18 protein-coding genes are annotated in these 18,613 nt (G+C 74.7%); 9 read left to right on the top strand and 9 right to left on the bottom strand.

Features of this window, described 5'->3' with window-relative positions; all coding sequences use genetic code 11:
* Nucleotides 1–86 precede the first annotated feature (86 nt).
* On the top strand, nucleotides 87–1,253 hold the full coding sequence (locus tag ABD774_RS08535; RefSeq protein ID WP_345039866.1) for a MalY/PatB family protein: 1,167 nt from the start codon (nucleotides 87–89) through the stop codon (nucleotides 1,251–1,253).
* On the opposite strand, the gene ABD774_RS08530 is transcribed toward ABD774_RS08535, so the two are convergent.
* Both ABD774_RS08530 and ABD774_RS08525 read right to left on the bottom strand, forming a co-directional pair.
* Nucleotides 1,243–1,881 (bottom strand): SRPBCC family protein, encoded by a 639-nt coding sequence (locus ABD774_RS08530; RefSeq protein ID WP_345039864.1) that lies wholly within the window; start codon nucleotides 1,879–1,881, stop codon nucleotides 1,243–1,245. The two genes, ABD774_RS08535 and ABD774_RS08530, sit on opposite strands and share 11 nt — an antisense overlap.
* A gap of 177 nt (nucleotides 1,882–2,058) precedes the next feature.
* Entirely contained in the window at nucleotides 2,059–2,832 is a 774-nt protein-coding gene (locus tag ABD774_RS08525; protein ID WP_345039862.1) for a fumarylacetoacetate hydrolase family protein, read from the bottom strand.
* Between the two features lie 42 nt (nucleotides 2,833–2,874).
* On the opposite strand from ABD774_RS08525, the gene ABD774_RS08520 reads away from it, so the two are divergent.
* The 4 genes from ABD774_RS08520 (at nucleotide 2,875) to ABD774_RS08505 (ending at nucleotide 7,424) form a co-directional block, all read left to right on the top strand.
* Nucleotides 2,875–3,897 carry a 3-methyladenine DNA glycosylase gene (locus ABD774_RS08520; RefSeq protein WP_345039860.1) on the top strand — a complete coding sequence of 341 codons (1,023 nt, stop codon included), beginning with the start codon at nucleotides 2,875–2,877 and terminating at the stop codon, nucleotides 3,895–3,897.
* 367 nt (nucleotides 3,898–4,264) lie between these two features.
* Nucleotides 4,265–4,813 carry an AMIN-like domain-containing (lipo)protein gene (locus ABD774_RS08515; RefSeq protein WP_345039857.1) on the top strand — a complete coding sequence of 183 codons (549 nt, stop codon included), beginning with the start codon at nucleotides 4,265–4,267 and terminating at the stop codon, nucleotides 4,811–4,813.
* A 134-nt stretch (nucleotides 4,814–4,947) separates the two neighbouring features.
* Nucleotides 4,948–6,267: an APC family permease gene (locus tag ABD774_RS08510; RefSeq protein WP_345039855.1), complete on the top strand. Its 1,320-nt coding sequence runs from the start codon at nucleotides 4,948–4,950 to the stop codon at nucleotides 6,265–6,267.
* Nucleotides 6,264–7,424 carry a heparan-alpha-glucosaminide N-acetyltransferase domain-containing protein gene (locus tag ABD774_RS08505; protein WP_345039852.1) on the top strand — a complete coding sequence of 387 codons (1,161 nt, stop codon included), beginning with the start codon at nucleotides 6,264–6,266 and terminating at the stop codon, nucleotides 7,422–7,424. The genes ABD774_RS08510 and ABD774_RS08505 overlap by 4 nt, the downstream gene beginning before the upstream one ends.
* A 20-nt stretch (nucleotides 7,425–7,444) precedes the next feature.
* Here ABD774_RS08505 and ABD774_RS08500 read toward each other — a convergent pair whose 3' ends face one another.
* The 3 genes from ABD774_RS08500 to ABD774_RS08490 form a co-directional block, all read right to left on the bottom strand.
* The gene (locus ABD774_RS08500) at nucleotides 7,445–8,005 is read right to left on the bottom strand and encodes a DUF1697 domain-containing protein (RefSeq protein ID WP_345039850.1); all 561 of its coding nucleotides are present in this window, start codon (nucleotides 8,003–8,005) and stop codon (nucleotides 7,445–7,447) included.
* The gene (locus tag ABD774_RS08495; RefSeq protein WP_345039848.1) at nucleotides 8,002–9,456 is read right to left on the bottom strand and encodes an alanine/glycine:cation symporter family protein; all 1,455 of its coding nucleotides are present in this window, start codon (nucleotides 9,454–9,456) and stop codon (nucleotides 8,002–8,004) included. The genes ABD774_RS08500 and ABD774_RS08495 overlap by 4 nt, the downstream gene beginning before the upstream one ends.
* A 192-nt stretch (nucleotides 9,457–9,648) precedes the next feature.
* Nucleotides 9,649–11,142 (bottom strand): alanine/glycine:cation symporter family protein, encoded by a 1,494-nt coding sequence (locus ABD774_RS08490; protein WP_345039847.1) that lies wholly within the window; start codon nucleotides 11,140–11,142, stop codon nucleotides 9,649–9,651.
* 164 nt (nucleotides 11,143–11,306) lie between these two features.
* On the opposite strand from ABD774_RS08490, the gene ABD774_RS08485 reads away from it, so the two are divergent.
* From ABD774_RS08485 to ABD774_RS08475, 3 genes are read left to right on the top strand one after another with little or no spacing between them, the layout of a single operon-like run.
* Complete coding sequence (locus ABD774_RS08485; protein WP_345039844.1) at nucleotides 11,307–13,964, top strand: DEAD/DEAH box helicase; 2,658 nt, start codon at nucleotides 11,307–11,309, stop codon at nucleotides 13,962–13,964.
* Complete coding sequence (ybaK, locus tag ABD774_RS08480) at nucleotides 13,961–14,455, top strand: Cys-tRNA(Pro) deacylase (protein WP_345039842.1); 495 nt, start codon at nucleotides 13,961–13,963, stop codon at nucleotides 14,453–14,455. The genes ABD774_RS08485 and ybaK overlap by 4 nt, the downstream gene beginning before the upstream one ends.
* A complete protein-coding gene (locus tag ABD774_RS08475; RefSeq protein WP_345039840.1) occupies nucleotides 14,452–15,180 on the top strand; it encodes a pentapeptide repeat-containing protein in 729 nt (242 codons plus the stop codon). Before ybaK ends, ABD774_RS08475 begins: the two co-directional genes overlap by 4 nt.
* 140 nt (nucleotides 15,181–15,320) lie before the next feature.
* Here ABD774_RS08475 and ABD774_RS08470 read toward each other — a convergent pair whose 3' ends face one another.
* From ABD774_RS08470 to ABD774_RS08455, 4 genes are read right to left on the bottom strand one after another with little or no spacing between them, the layout of a single operon-like run.
* Nucleotides 15,321–15,686 carry a fluoride efflux transporter FluC gene (locus ABD774_RS08470; RefSeq protein ID WP_345039838.1) on the bottom strand — a complete coding sequence of 122 codons (366 nt, stop codon included), beginning with the start codon at nucleotides 15,684–15,686 and terminating at the stop codon, nucleotides 15,321–15,323.
* Complete coding sequence (locus ABD774_RS08465; RefSeq protein WP_345039837.1) at nucleotides 15,683–16,129, bottom strand: FluC/FEX family fluoride channel; 447 nt, start codon at nucleotides 16,127–16,129, stop codon at nucleotides 15,683–15,685. The genes ABD774_RS08470 and ABD774_RS08465 overlap by 4 nt, the downstream gene beginning before the upstream one ends.
* Entirely contained in the window at nucleotides 16,126–16,668 is a 543-nt protein-coding gene (locus tag ABD774_RS08460; RefSeq protein ID WP_345039835.1) for a universal stress protein, read from the bottom strand. The genes ABD774_RS08465 and ABD774_RS08460 overlap by 4 nt, the downstream gene beginning before the upstream one ends.
* Nucleotides 16,669–16,721: 53 nt before the next feature.
* Nucleotides 16,722–17,303 (bottom strand): HhH-GPD-type base excision DNA repair protein, encoded by a 582-nt coding sequence (locus tag ABD774_RS08455; RefSeq protein WP_345039832.1) that lies wholly within the window; start codon nucleotides 17,301–17,303, stop codon nucleotides 16,722–16,724.
* Nucleotides 17,304–17,398: 95 nt separating this feature from the next.
* Between ABD774_RS08455 and ABD774_RS08450 the strand changes: the two genes are divergently transcribed.
* Nucleotides 17,399–18,610: a TIGR04053 family radical SAM/SPASM domain-containing protein gene (locus ABD774_RS08450; protein ID WP_345039830.1), complete on the top strand. Its 1,212-nt coding sequence runs from the start codon at nucleotides 17,399–17,401 to the stop codon at nucleotides 18,608–18,610.
* The last annotated feature ends 3 nt before the right edge of the window (nucleotides 18,611–18,613 follow it).

Raw genomic sequence — 18,613 nt, 5'->3', positions numbered from 1 at the left:
CCGGCGCCCGCCCACCGGCCCGCCTCGGCGGACGTCGGCGGTGCCGGGTAGCGTCCTCGGGCAGAACCCGACGAGAGGCGACAGCGGTGCAGAACTTCGACGAGATCACCATCGACCAGCTGCGGGCTGCCGGCGGGACCAAGTGGACCCGCTTCCCGGACTGCATCGGCGCGTTCGTCGCCGAGATGGACTTCGGCGTCCCGCCCGTCGTCCGCGACGTCGTGCGGGCCGCGGCGGACGCCGGCGCGCTGGGCTACCTCCCCGTGGCCGAGCGCCGCGCCGCCCGCCAGGCCACCGCCGACTGGCTGCTGCGCACCACCGGCTGGCGGGTGCCGGCCGAGCGCGTGCACCTCCTGCCCGACGTCCTCTCCGTCATGCGCGAGACCATCCGTCACTTCACCGTGCCCGGCTCGGCGGTCATCGTGCCCACGCCGGCCTACATGCCGTTCCTCACCGTGGCGCCGGCTGCGGACCGCGAGGTGATCGAGGTCCCGAGCCTGGTCGACGACGACGGCCGCTACTCACTCGACCTCGCCGGCATCGACGCCGCCTTCGCCGCCGGCGGCGGGCTGCTCGTGCTGTGCAACCCCTGGAACCCGGTGGGGCGCGTGCTCACGCGGGAGGAGCTCCTCGCCGTCGCCGAGGTGGTCGAGCGCCACGGCGGGCGGGTGTTCGCCGACGAGATCCACGCCCCGATCCTGCTCGACGACGTCGAGCACGTCCCGTACGCCTCCCTCGACGAGCGCACCGCCGGACACACCGTCACCGCCGTCGCCGCGTCGAAGGGCTGGAACGTCCCGGGCCTGAAGTGCGGGCAGATGATCCTCTCGAACGACGCCGACGCGGCCGCGTTCGCGCCCTACGCGGACGACGTCTCCGACGCCGTCGGCCTGCTCGGCGCGCGGGCCGCCACCGCCGTCTACACGGACGACGGCGGCTGGCTGGGCGAGGTCGTCGACTATCTGCGGGGCAACCGGGACCTGCTGGCCCAGCTCGTCGCCGAGCACCTGCCCGGCGCCGTGCTCACCCGCACGGAGGGGACGTACATCGCCTGGCTCGACTGCCGGGGCCTGGAGATCGAGGGCTCGGCGGCGGCGTTCTTCCGGCGCGAGGCCCAGGTCGCCCTGACGGATGGGGTCGCGTGCGGGCAGGCGGGCGAGGGGTTCGTGCGCATCATCATGGCGACGCCGCGCCCGATCCTGCGCCGCGCCGTCGAGCAGATGGGCGAGGCGCTGGCGCGGGTCAGGGTCTGACGGTCCCGCGCTCCGCGCGCTCACGGATGCCGCGGAGCATCCGCTCGGTCATCACGAAGCTGACCAGGGAGACCGCCTCGAGCAGCGGACGCACCCAGTGGTGCGCCGTCCGGTAGCGCTCCCGCACGACCAGGCGGGTCCCGCCGTCGCCGTCGGGGCGCAGCACGAACGCCCAGGTGAAGTCGTACGGCGGGGACGCCGTCCCGGGCGCCACGCCGCCGTGCAGCACCAGGTGCTCCCCCGCGCGGACGTCGGCGACGTCGAGGCCGAGCTCCGGCGCCAGCCGCACCTGGTCCCCGACGGCGACGTCCTGCCACGCCGCTACGACGGTCTCCGCGGAGTGGATGTCGCAGCCGGCGAGGTTCTCGAGCGCGTCGTAGGTGTAGAAGCCGCCGCGGCCCTGCCCGAGCTGGGCCAGCCACGGCCAGACCTCCTCCGGCGGGGCGGCGACGTCGCTCGCCCGGGTGGCGACCACGCCGGCGTCGGGCAGGATCTCGTCCCCGGGCAGCGACGCGGCGACCTCCTCAGGGCTGGCTCCCCAGCGCAGCAGGGTCCGGCGCAGGGCGACGGCCGCTGCGGCGGCGACGGTCAGCGCCACCAGCGGCGCGGGCGTGGTGCGGGCTCCCATGACGATCACCTCGCCACCAGCCCAGCAGGCTGACGCCCGCGGCGGAAGTGACCGAGGTCCCGCGGGCGCGGTCCCCGACACGGCGCAGGCGCGGAGCGCGGTGGCCGGGAAGCCGCCGCGGACGCGGGGCCGGGAAGCCGCCGCGGACGCGGGGCCGGCAAGCCGCGGGCGCGGGGCTCAGTCCCGGCGCACCACAGGGTTGGAGAAGGCCCCGATGCCCTCGACCTCGACCTCCACGCGCTGACCGACGTCGATCGGTCCCACCCCGGCGGGGGTGCCGGTGAGGATGACGTCGCCGGGCAGGAGGGTGAAGATCGACGAGACGTAGGCGATCAGCTCGGGGACCTTGTGGACCAGCTGGGAGGTGCGTCCGTCCTGGCGCACCTCGCCGTCGACGCGGGCGCGGACGGCCAGGTCGGTGACGTCGAGGTCCAGGGCGATGTACGGGCCCATCGGGCAGGAGGTGTCGAACCCCTTCGCGCGGGTCCACTGCCCGTCGGTGGCCTGGACGTCGCGGGCGGTGACGTCGTTGGCGGCCGTGTACCCGAAGATCACGTCATTCGCCTTCTCCGGCGGCACGAACTTGCACAGGCGCGAGATGACGACGGCGAGCTCGGCCTCGTGGTGGACGTTCTGGCTGTAGGCCGGCAGCACGATCGGGTCGTCCGGCCCGATGACCGACGTGTTCGGCTTGAGGAACACCAGCGGCTCCGAAGGGACCTCGTTGCCCATCTCGGCGGCGTGGTCGGCGTAGTTGCGGCCGATGCCGATCACCTTCGACCGCGGGATCACCGGGGAGAGCAGCCGGACGTCGTCGAGCGGGACGCGCCTGCCGGTGGTGTCGAGGTCCCCGTAGATGGGGTCGCCCCGCAGGACCACGAGCTCGTCCGTCTCCTCGTCGAGGATGCCGTAATGAGGGTTCTCTCCCGTGGTGAAACGTGCGATGCGCATGGGCCCCACCCTAGTGCCGCCGGACCTCCTACCCTGGTGGGCATGCCCACGCTGACCGCTCCCCCGCGCGCGCTCGCGCCGGCCGAGTGGACCGCGCGGGCGTCGGCGCACGCCGCTCGTGCGGACGCGCTGACCGCCGCCCGGCGCGCGCGGCGCTCCCGGCACGAGAAGCACGCCATCGAGGACTTCCTCTTCGAGTACTACCCCGTCCGGCCGGCCCAGCTGGCCCGCTGGCACCCGGGGGTCGGCGTCGCCCTCCTGCCCGACGACGGCCCGGACGTCCGCGCGGCCCTCGCCGAGCGGGCCGGCTGGCGCTGGCACACCACGCTCGCCGACGACGGTGCGGCCCGGCTCGGGGGTGACGACGGCGCGGCCCGGCTGGGGGCCGACGACGGCACGGCCGTTCCCGGGCAGGACGACGACGACGCCGCCCGCCCCGGGCTGGGCGGCTCCGGACGGGTCGTCCTCGACGCCGCCGCCTTCCTCGGGGACCGGGGCGAGGGGGTGCGGTGGCTGGACGAGCTGCTGCGCCGCACCGCGTCGCGGCCCGCGCACCTGGGGTGTCTGGGGCTGCACGAGTGGGCGATGGTCTACCGGCAGGGCGAGCACCGTCACCCGCTGCCCCTGCGCCTCGGCCAGGCGGGCACGGACGCGGTGCTCGAGGCCCATCCGGTGCGCTGCTCGCACTTCGACGCCTTCCGCTTCTTCACCGAGCCGGCGCGGCCGCTCAACCGCCTCCAGCCCGAGCGCAGCACCCAGCCCGACCTCGAGCAGCCCGGCTGCCTGCACGCGAACATGGACCTGCTCAAGGCGGCGTTGAAGCTCGGGCCGGCCTGCCCCGGCGAGCTGCTGCTCGACTGCTTCGAGCTGGCCCGGGACATCCGGGTGCTCGACATGCGCGCCTCCCCCTACGACGTCACGAGCCTCGGCCACGCCCCGGTGGCCATCGAGACGCCAGCCGGGCGGGCCGAGTACGTCGCCCGGCAGCGGGACTTCGCCGAGCGCGCCGCGCCGCTGCGCGCCAGCCTGCTCGAGGTCACCGGCGCCCTGCTCGCCACCGCCTGACCCTCGCTCGCTCCCTCCCTGGCGCGGTGGGATGTCACGAGCTCGCCGAGGGGCCGGCCCGGCCGTGGACCGGCGCGATTGCGTCAGGCTGAGCCTGATGCTTCGACGCCGGTGAGGTGCCGTGGGGCCCGCGACGGGGTTCTCAGCACGGTCGTGACAGCACGTGCACCCCGGACGGGGACGTGACAGCACGTGCACCCCCGACGGGGACGTGACAGCACGTGCACCCCCGACGGGGACGTGCCATCTCGCGCATGACAGGACCGCCGCATCGTGACCGATTCGCCGCCGACAAGGTCTGGGCGGCGCCGCCTCCCCGGCGTAGCCTCCTGTGCTACCCGGGGGGATCCCCTGATCGGAGAGTGCGATGAAGCGTCTCTTGCGTGTGGTGCTGGTACTTGTCCTCGGTCTCGTGCTCCTCGGCCCGGTGTCCTCCGCGCAGGCCGCCGGCCCGTACTGCGGGATCCGCTGGGGCTCGCTCGCCAAGAGCGTGCCGACGATGTCCATGGACGCCTCGCTGACGAACGTGCGCACCGGCCGGCACGCCTGCTTCGACCGGATGGTGCTGGACGTGCGCGGTGACGTGCGCGGGTACGACGTCCGTTACGTCAGCCAGGTCTACCAGGAGGGCTCGGGCTTCGTGGTGCCGCTGCGCGGCGGGGCCAAGCTCAACGTGGTCGCGCGGGTGCCGGCCTACGACGACGCAGGCCGCGCCACCTACCGCCCGGCGAACCCGCGTGAGCTGCGCAACGTCACGGGCTACCGCACGTTCCGCCAGCTGGCGTGGGCCGGGACGTTCGAGGGGCAGACCACCATCGGGCTGGGCGTGCGCGCCCGGCTGCCGTTCCGGGTGTTCATCCTCGACGGCCCGGGGCACGGCTCGCGCCTCGTGATCGACGTCGCCCACCGCTGGTAGGCCTCGCCCACCGCTGGTAGAAATTCGCCACCGCTCGGTCAACCGTCACCACCGCCGGCAGACCGAGGCAGACACCAGCCGCGGGCGGTGGCCCGGACACCTTCCGGTCACCACCCGCGGCTACCCTGCACGCCGTGACCTCAGCACCCCTCGCCCGCCGCCTGGACCTGCGCGACGCGGTCGTCATCGGCGCCTCGTCGATGATCGGCGCCGGCGTCTTCGCGGTCTTCGCGCCCGCGTCCCAGGCAGCCGGCCCGTGGCTGCTGGCCGGTCTCGCCCTCGCCGTCGTCGTCGCGCTGTGCAACGCCACGTCGACGGCGCAGCTGGCGGCCGCCTACCCGACCTCGGGCGGCACCTACGTCTACGGCCGGGAGCGGCTGGGGCCGTGGTGGGGCTTCTCCGCCGGGTGGTGCTTCGTCATCGGCAAGACCGCCTCGTGCGCCGCCATGGCGACCACGTTCGCCGCCTACACCGTGCCGGGGCCGTGGCAGCGCCCCGTCGCGGCCGCCGCCGTGGTGGCCCTGACCGCGGTGAGCTGGCGCGGGGTCACACGCACGGCCGGCCTGGCCCGGGTGATCCTCGCGGTGGTGCTGGTGGCGATCGGGATCGCGCTGGCCGGGGCGTGGCTCGGCGGCGCCGCGGGCCCGCTGCTCGAGGGCGGCGCCGGCGCCGGCCCGGACGGCGGGGACGGGACGACGACGCCCGGCGCACCCTCCGGCGTCGGCGCCCTCGACGTCCTGCAGTCCGCGGGGCTGATCTTCTTCGCCCTCGCCGGCTACGCCCGCATCGCCACCCTCGGGGAGGAGGTCCGCGAGCCGCGCGCCACCATCCCGCGGGCGATCGTCACCACCCTCCTAGGCGTCGCGGTCCTCTACGCCGTCGTGGCCGTGACCGTGCTGAGCACCCTCGGTCCCGAGGGCCTCGCCCGTTCCGCGGCACCGCTGGCCGACGCCGTCGCGGCCGGCTCCTGGGACTGGGCCGTGCCCGTGGTCCGGGTCGGCGCGGCCGCCGCGTCTCTGGGCGCCCTGCTCGCGCTGCTCGCCGGGGTCGGGCGCACCACCCTGGCGATGGCCCGGAACCACGACCTGCCCGGCACCCTGGCCGCGGTGCACCCGCGGTTCCGGGTCCCGCACCGCGCCGAGGCGGCGGTCGCCGCCGTCGTGGTGGTCGCCGTGCTGGTGGCGGACCTGCGCGAGATGATCGGGTTCAGCTCCGTCGGCGTGCTGCTCTACTACGCCGTCGCGAACGTCTCGGCGTTCACGCAGGGCCCCGACCGCCGGCTCTACCCGCGGTGGATGCAGGTGCTCGGCGTGGTCGGCTGCCTGACGCTGGTCCTCACCCTGCCGGTCGGCTCGCTGGTCGCCGCGCTGGGGGTCCTGGCGGTGGGCCTCGGGTACCGGCTGGTGCGCCGCCCGGGCAGGGCCGCGTCCGGTGGTCCTACGCTCGACGGGTGACCGCACCGCAACCGCACGGCCTCCCCGTGGCGGGCGCCGCCCCCGCCGTCGCCGCCGCACGCCCGCGCGGCCCCCGGCTCGTCGGGATCGACGTCGCCCGCGGGCTGGCCGTCCTGGGCATGTTCGTCGCGCACCTGGGCGACGACGGGCCGGACGGCCGCCACGACCCGGCCTGGTTCGTCGTCGCCGACGGGCGCTCCGCCGCCTTGTTCGCGCTGCTCGCCGGCGTCTCGCTCGCGCTCGCGAACGGACGCCAGGTGCCGCCCGCGGGCCTGACGCTGATCCGTGCACGGCTCGCCACGCTGGTGCGCGCGGGTGTGCTCCTGGTAATCGGCGTCGTGCTGGTTCTCCTCGGCACCCCGGTGCTGGTCATCCTGCCGGCCTACGCGGCGATGTTCGTGCTCGCGCTCCCGTTCCTGGGCGCCGACCGGCGGGTGCTGCTGCTCGGCGCCGTGGCCGCCGCGGTCGTCTCCCCCACGGTGATCTTCCTCCTCACCACACCGCTGCAGGCGGGCGGGCTCAGCGTCGCGGCACGGCTCACCGGCCTGGACGACCCGGTGGAGCTGCCCATGGACGTGTTCGCCACGGGCGCCTACCCGGCGCTGGTGTTCCTCACGTACATCCTGCTGGGCATGATCGTGGGCCGGTCGCACCTCTCGTCCACGCGCGTCCAGCTCGCGCTCCTGGGGTCGGGAACCGTCCTGGCCGCGGCGGCGTGGGGGACCTCCCGGGTGGTGCTGGACGCGCTGGGCGATGACGCCCCGCCGCTCGCCCTGCGCCTGGCCAGCGCGGGCGCGCACGAGTACTCCACGCTCGAGGTGGTCGGGAACTGCGGGACCTCGCTCGCCGTCATCGGGCTGTGCCTCCTGCTCACCGGCCCGGCCTCGGCGGCCGGGCGTGCGGGCGCCGGGGTGCTCTCCCCCGTCGCGGCCACCGGGGCGACCAGCCTGAGCGTGTACTCCTTCCACATCGTGGCGATCTTCCTGCTCGGCAACGACGTCGTCTGGTACCCGGAGTCGAACGCCGTGCTGCTGTGGTTCGTGGCGATCGCCCTCGCCGCGGCCTGGCTGTGGCGGCGGTTCCTCGGCCGCGGGCCCCTCGAGCGGCTGGTGCGCTCCGCCGTCGCCGCGGTGCTCGGGCCGCCCCCGCCGCGCTGAGCCGGAGCCGCCCGACGTCGTCAGCCGCCGAGGGCGCGGCACATCTCGAGCAGCTTGGTCACGGTGGCCCAGTTGCGTGCGGTCCCGCTCCTCGTCACCCCGCGCGAGAGCAGCTCCGCCAGCACCGAGCGACCGAGACCGTCGGGCGTGTGCAGGTAGAGCACGCGGGCGACCATCTCGGCCTCGTCGCGGCTGCCCCGGTCGGCGGCCCGGGCGAGCGCCGTCTCCACGGCCCGCCGGGCGCCGTCGTCGGGCGGCGAGGGGAGGAAGACGGCGTGGACCTTCTTGGGGTCCGGCTCGGCCCGGTAGGGGTTGGCCGCCGCCACCTGCTCCAGCTCGGCGGCGGGGCGGACGAGCACCGCCGGCGCGACGCCGAGCCGCTCCCGCACCGCGTCGGCGAGCTCGCTGCCCAGCTCCTCCTCGTCCGCGCGGTCCGAGGTGAGGACGATGTTGCCGCTGTTGACGTACGTGGCCACGTCGCCGTGCCCGAGGCCGGTTGCGACCTCGCGCAGGTCCGCCATCGCGATCCTGTTGTGCCCGCCGACGTTGATGCCCCGCAGCAGCGCGACGTAGGCGGTCACGGCTGGAGCCGCTCGTGGACCGGGCGCCGCTCCCCCTCGAGCCAGACCTCCGTGGGCAGGTCGCCGGGCAGGTCGGGGTTGCCGACGCCGACGAACGTCGGCTCCACGCCGGCGGCCGCCTGCCGCTCGTAGTCCCGCAGCGCACCCAGGGCCCACCGACCGAGGAGGAACAGGCCCACCAGGTTCACGGTGGCCATGAGCCCCATGGCCACGTCCGCGAGCGCCCAGACGGTGCTCAGCTCCAGCAGCGCGCCGACGGCGACCGCGGCGACCACGAGCAGCCGGATCCCGAGGTTGGTGACCCGCCCGGGCCTGATGAAGTCGGTGTTGACCTCGGCGTAGGTGAAGTTGCCGAGCACGGAGGAGAAGGCGAAGACGAAGATCAGCGCGGTCATCGGGACGGTCGTCCACGTCCCGAGCGACTCGGCGACGGCCGTCTGGGTCAGCACGGCGCCGCGGTCGTCGCCCGTGACGCCGGGGGTGTACACCGCCGGCCCGGCGAGCAGGATCATGAACGCGGTGGCGGAGCAGACGACGATCGTGTCGACGAAGACGCCGAGGGACTGGATGAAGCCCTGCTGCGCGGGGTGCGCGACGGTGGCGGTGGCCGCGGCGTTCGGGGCGGACCCCATGCCGGCCTCGTTGGAGAACAGGCCACGCTTGACGCCGTTGAGCAGCGACGCGAGCATCCCGCCGGCGGTGCCGGCCAGCGCCTCGTCGAGCCCGAACGCGCCCCGCACGATGTCCGCCACGACGCCCGGGATCTCGGGAAGGTTCAGCGCGACGACGACAAGGGCGAGCAGGACGTAGAACAACGCCATGACCGGGGCCATCCACTCCGTCACCCTGGCCACGGACCGGATGCCACCGAGGATCACCGGGGCCGCGAGGGCGACGAGGAACAGGGCGGTCGCCCACGTCGGCCAGCCGTGCGCGCCCTCCAGCGTCCCGGCGATCGTGTTGGCCTGCACCATGTTGAAGGCCAGCCCGAACGCGAAGATCAGGCAGACCGCGAACACGATGCCCCACCGGCGCGAGCCCAGGCCGCGCTGGATGTAGAAGGCCGGGCCGCCGCGGAACGTGCCGTCGTGCCACCGGACCTTGTACATCTGGGCGAGCGTCGCCTCCATGAACGCCGTGGCCATGCCGAGGAGGGCGACCACCCACATCCAGAAGATGGCGCCGGGACCCCCGAGGGTCAGGGCGATCGCGACGCCGGCGATGTTGCCGGTCCCCACCCGCGAGGCCAGCCCGATCGCGAACGCCTGGAAGGAGGAGATGCCGCCCTCGGCGCCCTGCCGCGAGCCGAGCACCGACCGCACCATCCGGCCGAAGTGACGCACCTGCAGGGCACGCGAGCGCACCGTGAAGTAGATGCCCGCCCCGACCAGCAGGAAGATCAGCACATAGGTGTACAGGACGTCGTTGACGGCGCCGACCACAGCATCCATCGGGTTCTCCTCGGCTCGGCGGCGCCCTGCCCGCCCTCGGGCCGGACGCGCACGGTCTGGACCGGGGAAAGGTACCCGCCGCCGCCGACGGGCGCAGGTCGGGCGGCCGACGGCCCACCGCGGTCGGGCGGTACGCGCCGCGGGCGCCCGAGCCGCTCGGCTGCGCCGGACCCGCTCAGGCGTGCGGGAGGGTCACCGGCGCATCGCGCCGGACGGACGCGCCCACACGTCGCCGGGCAGCTCGCCCGGCGCGTCGGCGAGGTCCGCGGCGACGAAGACCGGCTCCCACGCGCCGGCCCCGCCCGGTGCCGCGGAGACCTGGCGTGCCCCGGCCACCTGACGTGCCGCGGTCACCTGGCGTTCGTAGTCGCGCAGAGCAGCCACCACCCACCCGGTGAGCCGCACGAGCGCGACGAGGTTGACCACGGTGATCAGGGCCATCGCCGTGTCCATCAGCGCCCACACCGTCTGCAGGGCGAGGAGCGAGCCGATGCCGGTGGTGGCCACGACCGTCCCGCGCAGCACGCGGTAGGCGCCCGCCCCGGCGCGGAGGAACTGCAGGTTGACCTCGGCGTAGGCGAAGGCCCCCAGGATGGAGGAGAAGCCGAAGAAGAAGATCATCACGGTCATCGGCCAGGCCATCCAGTCCCCGAGCTGGGACGTGACCGCCGTCGTCGTCAGGCTGCCCGCCGCGTCGACGCCGGTGGCTCCCGGGACGTACACGGAGGCGCCGCCGGCCAGGATGATGAAGGCCGTCGAGGTGCAGATGAACATCGTGTCGACGAACACGCCGAGCGACTGGATCAGCCCCTGCTGCACCGGGTGCGCGACGGTGGCGGTCGCCGCGGCGTTGGGCCCGGTGCCCATGCCCGCCTCGTTGGAGAACAGACCGCGTCGCACCCCGTTGAGGATCGCGGCCACGACGCCGCCGCCCACGCCGGCGAGCCCCGCGCGCAGCCCGAACGCCCCGGCGAAGATGTCGGCGAAGAACTGCGGGACCGCCTCGAGGTTGAGGGCGACCACCGCGACCGCCGTCGCGACGTAGGCCAGCGCCATCAGCGGGGTCATCACCTCGGCCACCCGCGCCACGAGCTTGACGCCGCCGAAGACGACCAGGGCGGTGATCACCACGAGGACGAGCGCGCTCAGCCACGTCCCGACGCCGTGGGAGGACTCGACGGTCACGGCGATGGTGTTGGCCTGCACCATCGGCATGGCCACGACCATGGACAGGACGAGCAGCCACGCGAAGACGGTGCCCCAGCGCCGCGAGCCGAGCCCCCGGCTGATGTAGTACGCCGGGCCGCCGCGGAAGGTGCCGTCGAGGGCGCGGACCTTGAACAGCTGGGCGAGGGTCGCCTCGGCGAAGGAGGTCGCCATCCCGACGAGGGAGACCATCCACATCCAGAAGATCGCGCCCGGCCCGCCCAGGATCAGGGCGAGGGCGACACCGGTGATGTTCCCGATGCCGATCCGCGTGGCCATGCCGATCGCGAACGCCTGGAAGGAGGAGATCCCGCCGTGGGCGCCGCGCCGCGAGCGCACGACGTAGCCGAGCATCTGCCCGAACAGCCGCACCTGCACCGCCCTTGTGCGCCAGGTCATCCACACCCCGACGGCGACGAGGAGTCCGACGAGGACGTAGAGGTACATCGCGTCGTTGACGACGGTGATCAGCTCGGTCATCTCAGGTTCCGTTCGCGGTGGCGCGACGGGCACAGGTGCGTGACCGCCGCGCAGCATCCTCACACGCGCAGCCTCCCCGGTGAACCGGCGGGCCGAACGTCGGGCGGGCGCTGGCGGCCGCCGCCGGGCCGCACTGCCGTCCGCGGCAGTGAGAGGATCGGGGGATGCTGCCCGCCGCGACCCTCAACCTCGCCCTCGACGACCTCGAGGACGCCGGCGCCACCAGCGACCCCGACGCCATCTACGCGGCCTACGAGCAGTGGGCAGCCGCCACCGGCATCACGCTCTACCCCCACCAGGAGGAGGCGGTGATGGAGCTGGTCTCCGGCTCCCACGTCATCCTCGCCACCCCCACCGGGTCGGGGAAGTCGCTCGTCGCCGTCGGCGCCCTGTTCACCGCGCTGGCGACCGGCCGGACCGGCTACTACACCGCCCCGCTCAAGGCGCTGGTGTCCGAGAAGTTCTTCGACCTCGTCGACCTGTTCGGCTCGGCGAACGTCGGCATGGTCACCGGCGACTCCGCGATCAACCCCGACGCCCCCATCATCTGCTGCACCGCCGAGATCCTCGCCAACCAGGCGCTGCGCAACGGTGGCGCGGGCGCCGACGCCGACGCCGTCGTGTGCATGGACGAGTTCCACTTCTACGCCGACCCCCAGCGCGGCTGGGCCTGGCAGGTCCCCCTCCTGGAGCTGCCCCGCGCCCAGTTCCTGCTGATGAGCGCCACCCTCGGGGACGTCTCGTTCTTCGTCGAGGACCTGAACCGCCGCACCGGCCGCGACGTCGCGGTGATCGACGACGCCGAGCGGCCCGTCCCGCTGACCTTCACCTACTCCGTCGAGCCGATCCAGGATCTCCTCCTCGAGCTGGTCTCCACCCACCGCTCCCCCGTGTACGTGGTGCACTTCGCGCAGAAGGACGCGGTGGAACGGGCGCAGTCGCTCACGTCGGTGCAGGTGGCCACGCGCGAGCAGCGCGACCGCATCGCCGACGCGCTCGGCGACTTCCGGTTCGGGCCGGGTTTCGGCCAGGTCCTCTCCCGCCTGCTGCGGCACGGGATCGGCGTGCACCACGCCGGGATGCTGCCGCGCTACCGGCGCCTGGTCGAGCGCCTGACCCAGGGCGGGCTGCTCGGGGTGATCTGCGGCACCGACACCCTGGGCGTGGGCATCAACGTCCCCATCCGCACCGTCGTCATCACGTCGCTGACGAAGTTCGACGGCGAGCGGATGCGCCACCTCAGCGCCCGCGAGTTCCACCAGATCGCCGGGCGCGCCGGCCGCGCGGGGTTCGACACCACTGGCGAGGTGATCGTGCAGGCTCCCGAGCACGTCATCGAGAACGCCAAGGCGCTGGCGAAGGCGGGCGACGACGAGCGCAAGCGCCGCAAGATCGTGCGGAAGAAGGCCCCGGCCGGCGCGGTGAACTGGACCGACAAGACCTTCGAGCGGCTGCGCGACGCGGACCCGGAGCCGCTGACCAGCCAGTTCCACGTCTCGCACACGATGGTGCTCTCCGTGCTCGCGCGCGAGGGCGACCCCGTCGCGGCGATGTACCGCCTGGTCACCGACAACCATGAGCCGGAGCGGGACCGCAACCCGCACCTGCGCCGGGCTATCGAGATCTACCGCTCGCTGCGCGCCGGCGGCGTGGTCGAGCACGCGGACGCCGCGTGGCGCCGTGCCCACCCGGGCGAGCCGTACGTGCGGCTGACGGTCGACCTGCCGCGCGACTTCGCCCTCAACGCCCCGCTCTCCCCCTTCGCCCTGGCGGCCATCGACCTGCTCGACGCCGAGCACCCGGACTTCGCCCTCGACGTCGTCTCCGTCATCGAGGCCACGCAGGAGGACCCGCGGCCGGTGCTCTACGCCCAGCAGCGCGCCCTGCGCGGGGAGGCCGTGGGGGCGATGAAGGCCGAGGGGATCGAGTACGAGGAGCGCATGGCGCTGCTGGAGGACGTCACCTGGCCCCGCCCGCTGGCCGACATGCTGCAGGCGGCGCTGGCGACCTACCGGCAGACGAACCCGTGGGTCTCCGACTACGAGCTCCAGCCGAAGTCGGTGGTGCGCGAGATGGTCGAGCAGTCCATGACCTTCTCCGAGCTGGTCTCGCGCTACCAGCTGGCCCGCTCCGAGGGGGTCGTGCTGCGCTACCTCACGGACACGTACCGGGCGATGCGGCAGGTGGTCCCCGCCTCCGCCCGGACGGAGGAGGTCGTGGCGATCATCGACTGGCTGGGTGACCTGGTTCGCTCGGTGGACTCCTCGCTCCTGGACGAGTGGGAGGCGCTGGCCGCGGGGGCGGCGGCGTCGGTGGGGGCCATGGTCGTCCCCGAGGAGGAGCCGGCGGGCGAGCGCCGCTTCGGCGAGGGGCCCGAGGGCGAGCTGCCGGTCACCCGCAACCGGCACGCCTTCCGCGTGGCGGTGCGCAACGTTCTCTTCCGCCGGGTGGACCTCCTCGCTCGCGAGGCGTACGAGGCCCTGGGGCAGCTGGACGGCGACGCCGGCTGGGACGCCGGCCGCTGGGAGGCGGCCATGGCGCCGTACTGGGCCGAGTACGACTGGCTCGGCACGGGGCCCGAGGCCCGCGCCGCCGGTCTCGTCCACGTGGTCGAGAACCCCACCGACGCGGACCTGCCCGACCCCGACGGCCTGCCCGACGGCGCCGAGGTCGTCCTGCCGGTGCGGGCCTGGCTGGTGCGCCAGACGTTCGAGGACCCGGCCGGCGACCACGACTGGGGCCTGACCGCGCTCGTCGACCTCGACGCCTCCGACGCCGCGGACGGCGCGGTGGTGAGGGTGCTGACGGTCGGCCCGAGGTGACGGCGCGGCGGAGGACCCCGGCGGGCACCCCGGCACTGCGGGTGCTGGCCGAGGCGGGCGTGGCCCACGAGGTGCTGGCCTACGAGCACGACCCGCGCGCCGGGGAGTACGGCAAGGAGGCCGCCGAGGCCCTCGGGGTGGACCCCGCCCGGGTGCTCAAGACGCTCGTGGCCGCCGTGGACGGGACCCTCACGGTCGCCGTCGTCCCGGTGGCGGGCCGGCTGGACCTCAAGGCCCTGGCGACGGCGGTCGGCGGGAAGCGCGCCGACCTCGCCGAGCCGGGGGCGGCCGAGCGGGCCACGGGGTACGTCGTCGGCGGCATCTCCCCGCTCGGGCAGCGCACGCGGCTGCGGACCGTGGTGGACTCCTCCGCCCTCGACCACCCGAGCGTCCTGGTCAGCGCCGGGCGCCGCGGGCTCGACGTCGCGCTGGCCCCGACCGACCTCGTCGCCCTCACCGGCGCCGTGGTCGCCCCGGTGGGCCGGGCGTGAGCGGGGACAGTGCTGCCGGGACCGGCCCGGCCGCCGCGTCGGACGCCCGTGGCGCCGGCGGGCCGCGGGTGCCGGACCCCGACGTCGCCCTGCGCCTCGAGCCGTTCGCCGGGCCGACCGCCGGCGGGCTCGTCGACATCTCGCTCACCGGCGTCGACCTGACCGGCGCGGACCTGACCGGCACCGTGCTCGACGAGGTGCAGGTCGAGGCTTCCTCCCTCGACCGGCTGCGCGGGGCGGGCGGGAGATGGCGGCACACGGTGCTCGTGGACTGCCGCCTCGACGGCGCAGACCTGGCCAACCTCCGTGCCGAGGACGTCTCGCTGGTGCGCTGTGCGCTGCGCGAGGCGCGCCTGACCGGTGCGCAGCTGCCGGGGGCACGGCTGCGGGCGGTGCGGCTCGAGGGCGTCCGCGCCTCGCTGACCAGCTGGCGCGGGGCCACGTTCCAGCACGTGGTGCTGCGGGGCTGCGACCTCACCGAGGCGGACCTGACCGGGGCCGCCCTGACGGACGTGCTGCTCGAGGACTGCGACCTCACCGGCGCGCAGCTGTCGAAGCTGCGCTGCGAGCGGGTGCACCTGAGGGGCTGCCGGCTCCGTGGGGTCGGGGGCGTGGACGGGCTGCGCGGCGCCAGCGTGAGCGAGGCCGACGCGTACGAGCTCCTGCCGGCCCTGGCCCGGGCAGCCGGGGTGCGGATCTCCGAGAGCGGGCCCTGGGGGCGGTAGGCGCGCGACCGGTGGGGAGGCGCGCGACCGCGGGGCGGTCCGGACCGACCGACCGCGGGGCGGTCCGGACCGACCGACCGGCGGCCGGGACCGGCAGCCGGATCTGGGTGGCCGGGAGCCTCCGCCGTCGGCCCTGCGTGTCAGCCGGCGCCCAGGGCGACACCGAGCAGCGCCGCGGCGAGGCCGAGCACGAGCATCCCCCCGGTGTGCGCCGCCGCCTGGGCGAGGCGCCGCTGGCACAGGAGGCGCACGCCCTCGACGCTCGCCGTGCTGAACGTCGAGTAGCCGCCGAGGAAGCCGACGCCGAGCACCGTCCCGGCGTCACCGAGCCCGGGACGGCTCAGGACGAGGCCGGTGAGCAGCCCCAGCAGGAAGCAGGATGTGACGTTGACCAGCGCCGTGCCGAGGGGGACCGAGAGCCGGTTGTGGCGGGCGACGAGGGTGTCGAGCACGAACCGGGCGGCGGCACCGAGCCCGCCGGCGAGGGCGGTCAGCAGGGCGATCATGCACCCGCCCGACGCGGCTCACGGGACCGGGACCGCGCCGCCGCGACCGCGACGCCGACCCCCGCGGCGACGAGCCCGGCGACCACGCTGACCACCGCGTACAGCACCCCGACGGCCGCATGACCTCCCTGCAGGAGCCGCTCGACCTCGAGGACGAACGTGCTGTAGGTGGTGAAGCCGCCCAGGAGCCCCGTGCCGCACCCCACGCGGACGGCGCGGCGCCAGCCGATGTCGTCCCCGCCGCGCAGCAGCGACTCGAGCAGCACCCCGAGGAGCAGCGACCCCACGACGTTGATGAGGAACGTGGTCCACGGCCACCCACCGGCCTGCGCCGGCAGCGCGGCCTCCAGCTGTGCGCGGGCGGCGGTGCCGAGCGTCCCGCCGAGGGCCACCAGCGCGGCGAGCCGGGGCAACGACGAGCGGCCGGCCGGCGGACGGCTCACCGCCACGGTGCCCCGATGTCCTTCCAGTCCACCACGCTGAGCGGGACGGTCAGCACGGGCCGGTGCTGGTGGTGGGCCAGGTGCACCGCGACGGACCCCTCCAGGAACTCGCGCATCCGGGCTGCCCCGCCCGGCGCGCGCGTCCCGACGACGATCACCGCCGCGTCCACCGCCCGGGCGAGATGGGTCAGCGCCCGGTCCGGGCGGCCGGCGAGGTACCTCAGATGCCACGGCACCCCCGCGTCGGCGAGCGCCGCGGTGAGCTGCTCACGCAGCTCGGCGTCGATGTCCCGCCACCGGTCGTCCGCCGTGTCGGGGTCGATCGGCGCATGCCGCACACTGCCGTCGTCGAGCTCCTCGACCACGTAGCGCGAGGTGTCCGCGTAGGCGAGGTAGAGCGCCGGGGCACCGACCGCCCGGGCCCACGACGCGGCCGTCAGGACGACCAGGTCGGGCTGCCCGGGGACGACCCCGACGACGCCCGGGTGCCCCGCCATGTCCACCATGCGCGACACGGCCGGCTGCGGCACCTGCCTCACCGTCGGTCCTCCTCTCGGGCTCTCCCGCCGGACCACCAGGGGTGCACGTGCGGCTACTGCTTCGCGGCCTTGGCGGCGGCCTTCGCGGCCTTCTTGTTCTCGCGCACCCGGGTGAGGGAGTCGGCGTCGACGATGTCGGCGACGGACCGGAACGACCCCTCCTCGCCGTAGGCGCCGGCGGCCTCCCGCCAGCCCGGCGCGGTCAGCCCGTACTGCTTGCCGAGCAGCGCGAGGAAGATCTTGGCCTTCTGCTCGCCGAACCCGGGCAGGGCCCGGAGCCGGCGGAGCACCTCCTTGCCGTCCGGGTCGCCGCGGGTCCACAGGGCGGCGGCGTCGCCGTCGTACTCCTCGACGAGGGCAGCGCTGAGCGCCTGGATGCGCCCGGCCATCGATCCGGGGTAGCGGTGCACGGCCGGGGGCTGCCGGCACACCTCGGTCAGCTCGTCCGGGTTCATCGTCGCCAGACGGCGCACGTCGAGCCCGCCGAGCCGGTCGGCCAGCTTGCTGGGGCCCGCGAACGCGGTCTCCATCGCCACCTGCTGGTCGAGCAGCATCCCGACCAGGAGGGCGAACGGGTCCGTCGAGAGGAGCGCGTCCGCGGCGTCGTCACCGGTGATGTGCAGGTCGTGGCTCATGCCCGAAGTCTGCCAGGCCGCTCCGCCGTGCGGCGGCACGGCGTACGGGACCAAGGTCCCCTGCCCGCGCCGCGGCCGCGGGCGAGGGTCTGACCGTGAGCACCCCGCCCCTCCGCGCCCGACCGGCCCCGACCGTGCGGACGCAGCGGCACGACCCCGCCCAGCGTCCGCTGATCGTCATCTGGGAGGCCACCCGGGCGTGCGCCCTGGCGTGCCGGCACTGCCGTGCCGAGGCCGCTCCCGGTCGCCACCCCAGCGAGCTGAGCACCGACGAGGCCACCGCACTGATGGAGCAGGTGGTCGCCTTCGGCCGGCCGTACCCGATCTTCGTCATCACCGGGGGCGACTGCTTCGAGCGGGATGACCTCGCGGAGATCGTGCGGCGAGGACGCGCGCTGGGCCTCGCCGTCGCCGTCTCGCCGTCCGGGACCGCGAAGCTCACCAGAGACTCCCTCGCCGACCTCCACGACGCGGGGGTCAACGCGCTATCGCTGTCGCTGGACGGTGCCGACGCCGCGACGCACGACGGTTTCCGCCGGGTGCCGCACACGTTCGACCGGACGATCGCAGGCTGGCGCGCCGCCCGGGAGCTCGGGATGAAGGTCCAGATCAACACGACCGTCGCCCGCCACGACGTCCACCAGCTCGCCGACATCGCCGCCCTCGTGCGGCAGGAGGGGGCGCTGACGTGGAGCGGCTTCCTCCTCGTGCCCACCGGGCGCGGCGCCGACCTCGGATCGCTCACCGCGCGGGAGGTCGAGGACGTCCTGAACTTCTTCTACGACATCGGCCACGCCGTGCCCGTGAAGACCACCGAGGGGCACCACTTCCGCCGGGTGGCGCTCCAGCGCGCGGCTCTCGCGCGGCGCGGCGTCGGCCACGAGGAGGCCATGGACCTCGGGCCGCTCTACCGGTCGCTGCGGGTGCGCGGTGCCCGTCTCGGCCTGCTCGACGCCACCGACCGGGAGCGCCGCGCGCCGATCAACGTCTCCTCCGCGAACGGCTTCGTCTTCGTCTCCCACCTCGGCACGGTCCACCCGAGCGGGTTCCTGCCGGTGGCGGCGGGCAACGTGCGCGTCGCGCCGCTCACCGAGATCTACCGCTCGTCCCCGCTCTTCACCGCCCTGCGAGACCCGGACCGGCTCACCGGGCGGTGCGGCGCCTGCGAGTACCGCCGCATCTGCGGCGGCTCCCGCTCCCGGGCGTACGGCGTCACCGGAGACATGTTCGCGGAGGAGCCGTGGTGCGCGTACGTGCCCGGCACCTTCCCCTACCCCGAGGAGGCCGGCGCCCTCCTGCCGCGGTGAGCC

Source organism: Georgenia daeguensis (assembly GCF_039537705.1).
GTDB classification, from domain to species: domain Bacteria; phylum Actinomycetota; class Actinomycetes; order Actinomycetales; family Actinomycetaceae; genus Georgenia; species Georgenia daeguensis.
This window is presented reverse-complemented; position numbering and strand designations above follow the sequence as displayed.

Excerpts from the sequence above, each read along its gene's own strand:
- ABD774_RS08530 (WP_345039864.1), bottom strand. The coding sequence starts at position 1,881 with ATGGGAGCCCGCACCACGCCCGCGCCGCTGGTGGCGCTGACCGTCGCC.
- ABD774_RS08490 (WP_345039847.1), bottom strand. The coding sequence starts at position 11,142 with ATGACCGAGCTGATCACCGTCGTCAACGACGCGATGTACCTCTACGTC.
- ABD774_RS08520 (WP_345039860.1), top strand. The coding sequence starts at position 2,875 with ATGCCCACGCTGACCGCTCCCCCGCGCGCGCTCGCGCCGGCCGAGTGG.
- ABD774_RS08525 (WP_345039862.1), bottom strand. The coding sequence starts at position 2,832 with ATGCGCATCGCACGTTTCACCACGGGAGAGAACCCTCATTACGGCATC.
- ABD774_RS08495 (WP_345039848.1), bottom strand. The coding sequence starts at position 9,456 with ATGGATGCTGTGGTCGGCGCCGTCAACGACGTCCTGTACACCTATGTG.
- ABD774_RS08470 (WP_345039838.1), bottom strand. The coding sequence starts at position 15,686 with ATGATCGCCCTGCTGACCGCCCTCGCCGGCGGGCTCGGTGCCGCCGCC.
- ABD774_RS08515 (WP_345039857.1), top strand. The coding sequence starts at position 4,265 with ATGAAGCGTCTCTTGCGTGTGGTGCTGGTACTTGTCCTCGGTCTCGTG.
- ABD774_RS08455 (WP_345039832.1), bottom strand. The coding sequence starts at position 17,303 with ATGAGCCACGACCTGCACATCACCGGTGACGACGCCGCGGACGCGCTC.
- ABD774_RS08485 (WP_345039844.1), top strand. The coding sequence starts at position 11,307 with ATGCTGCCCGCCGCGACCCTCAACCTCGCCCTCGACGACCTCGAGGAC.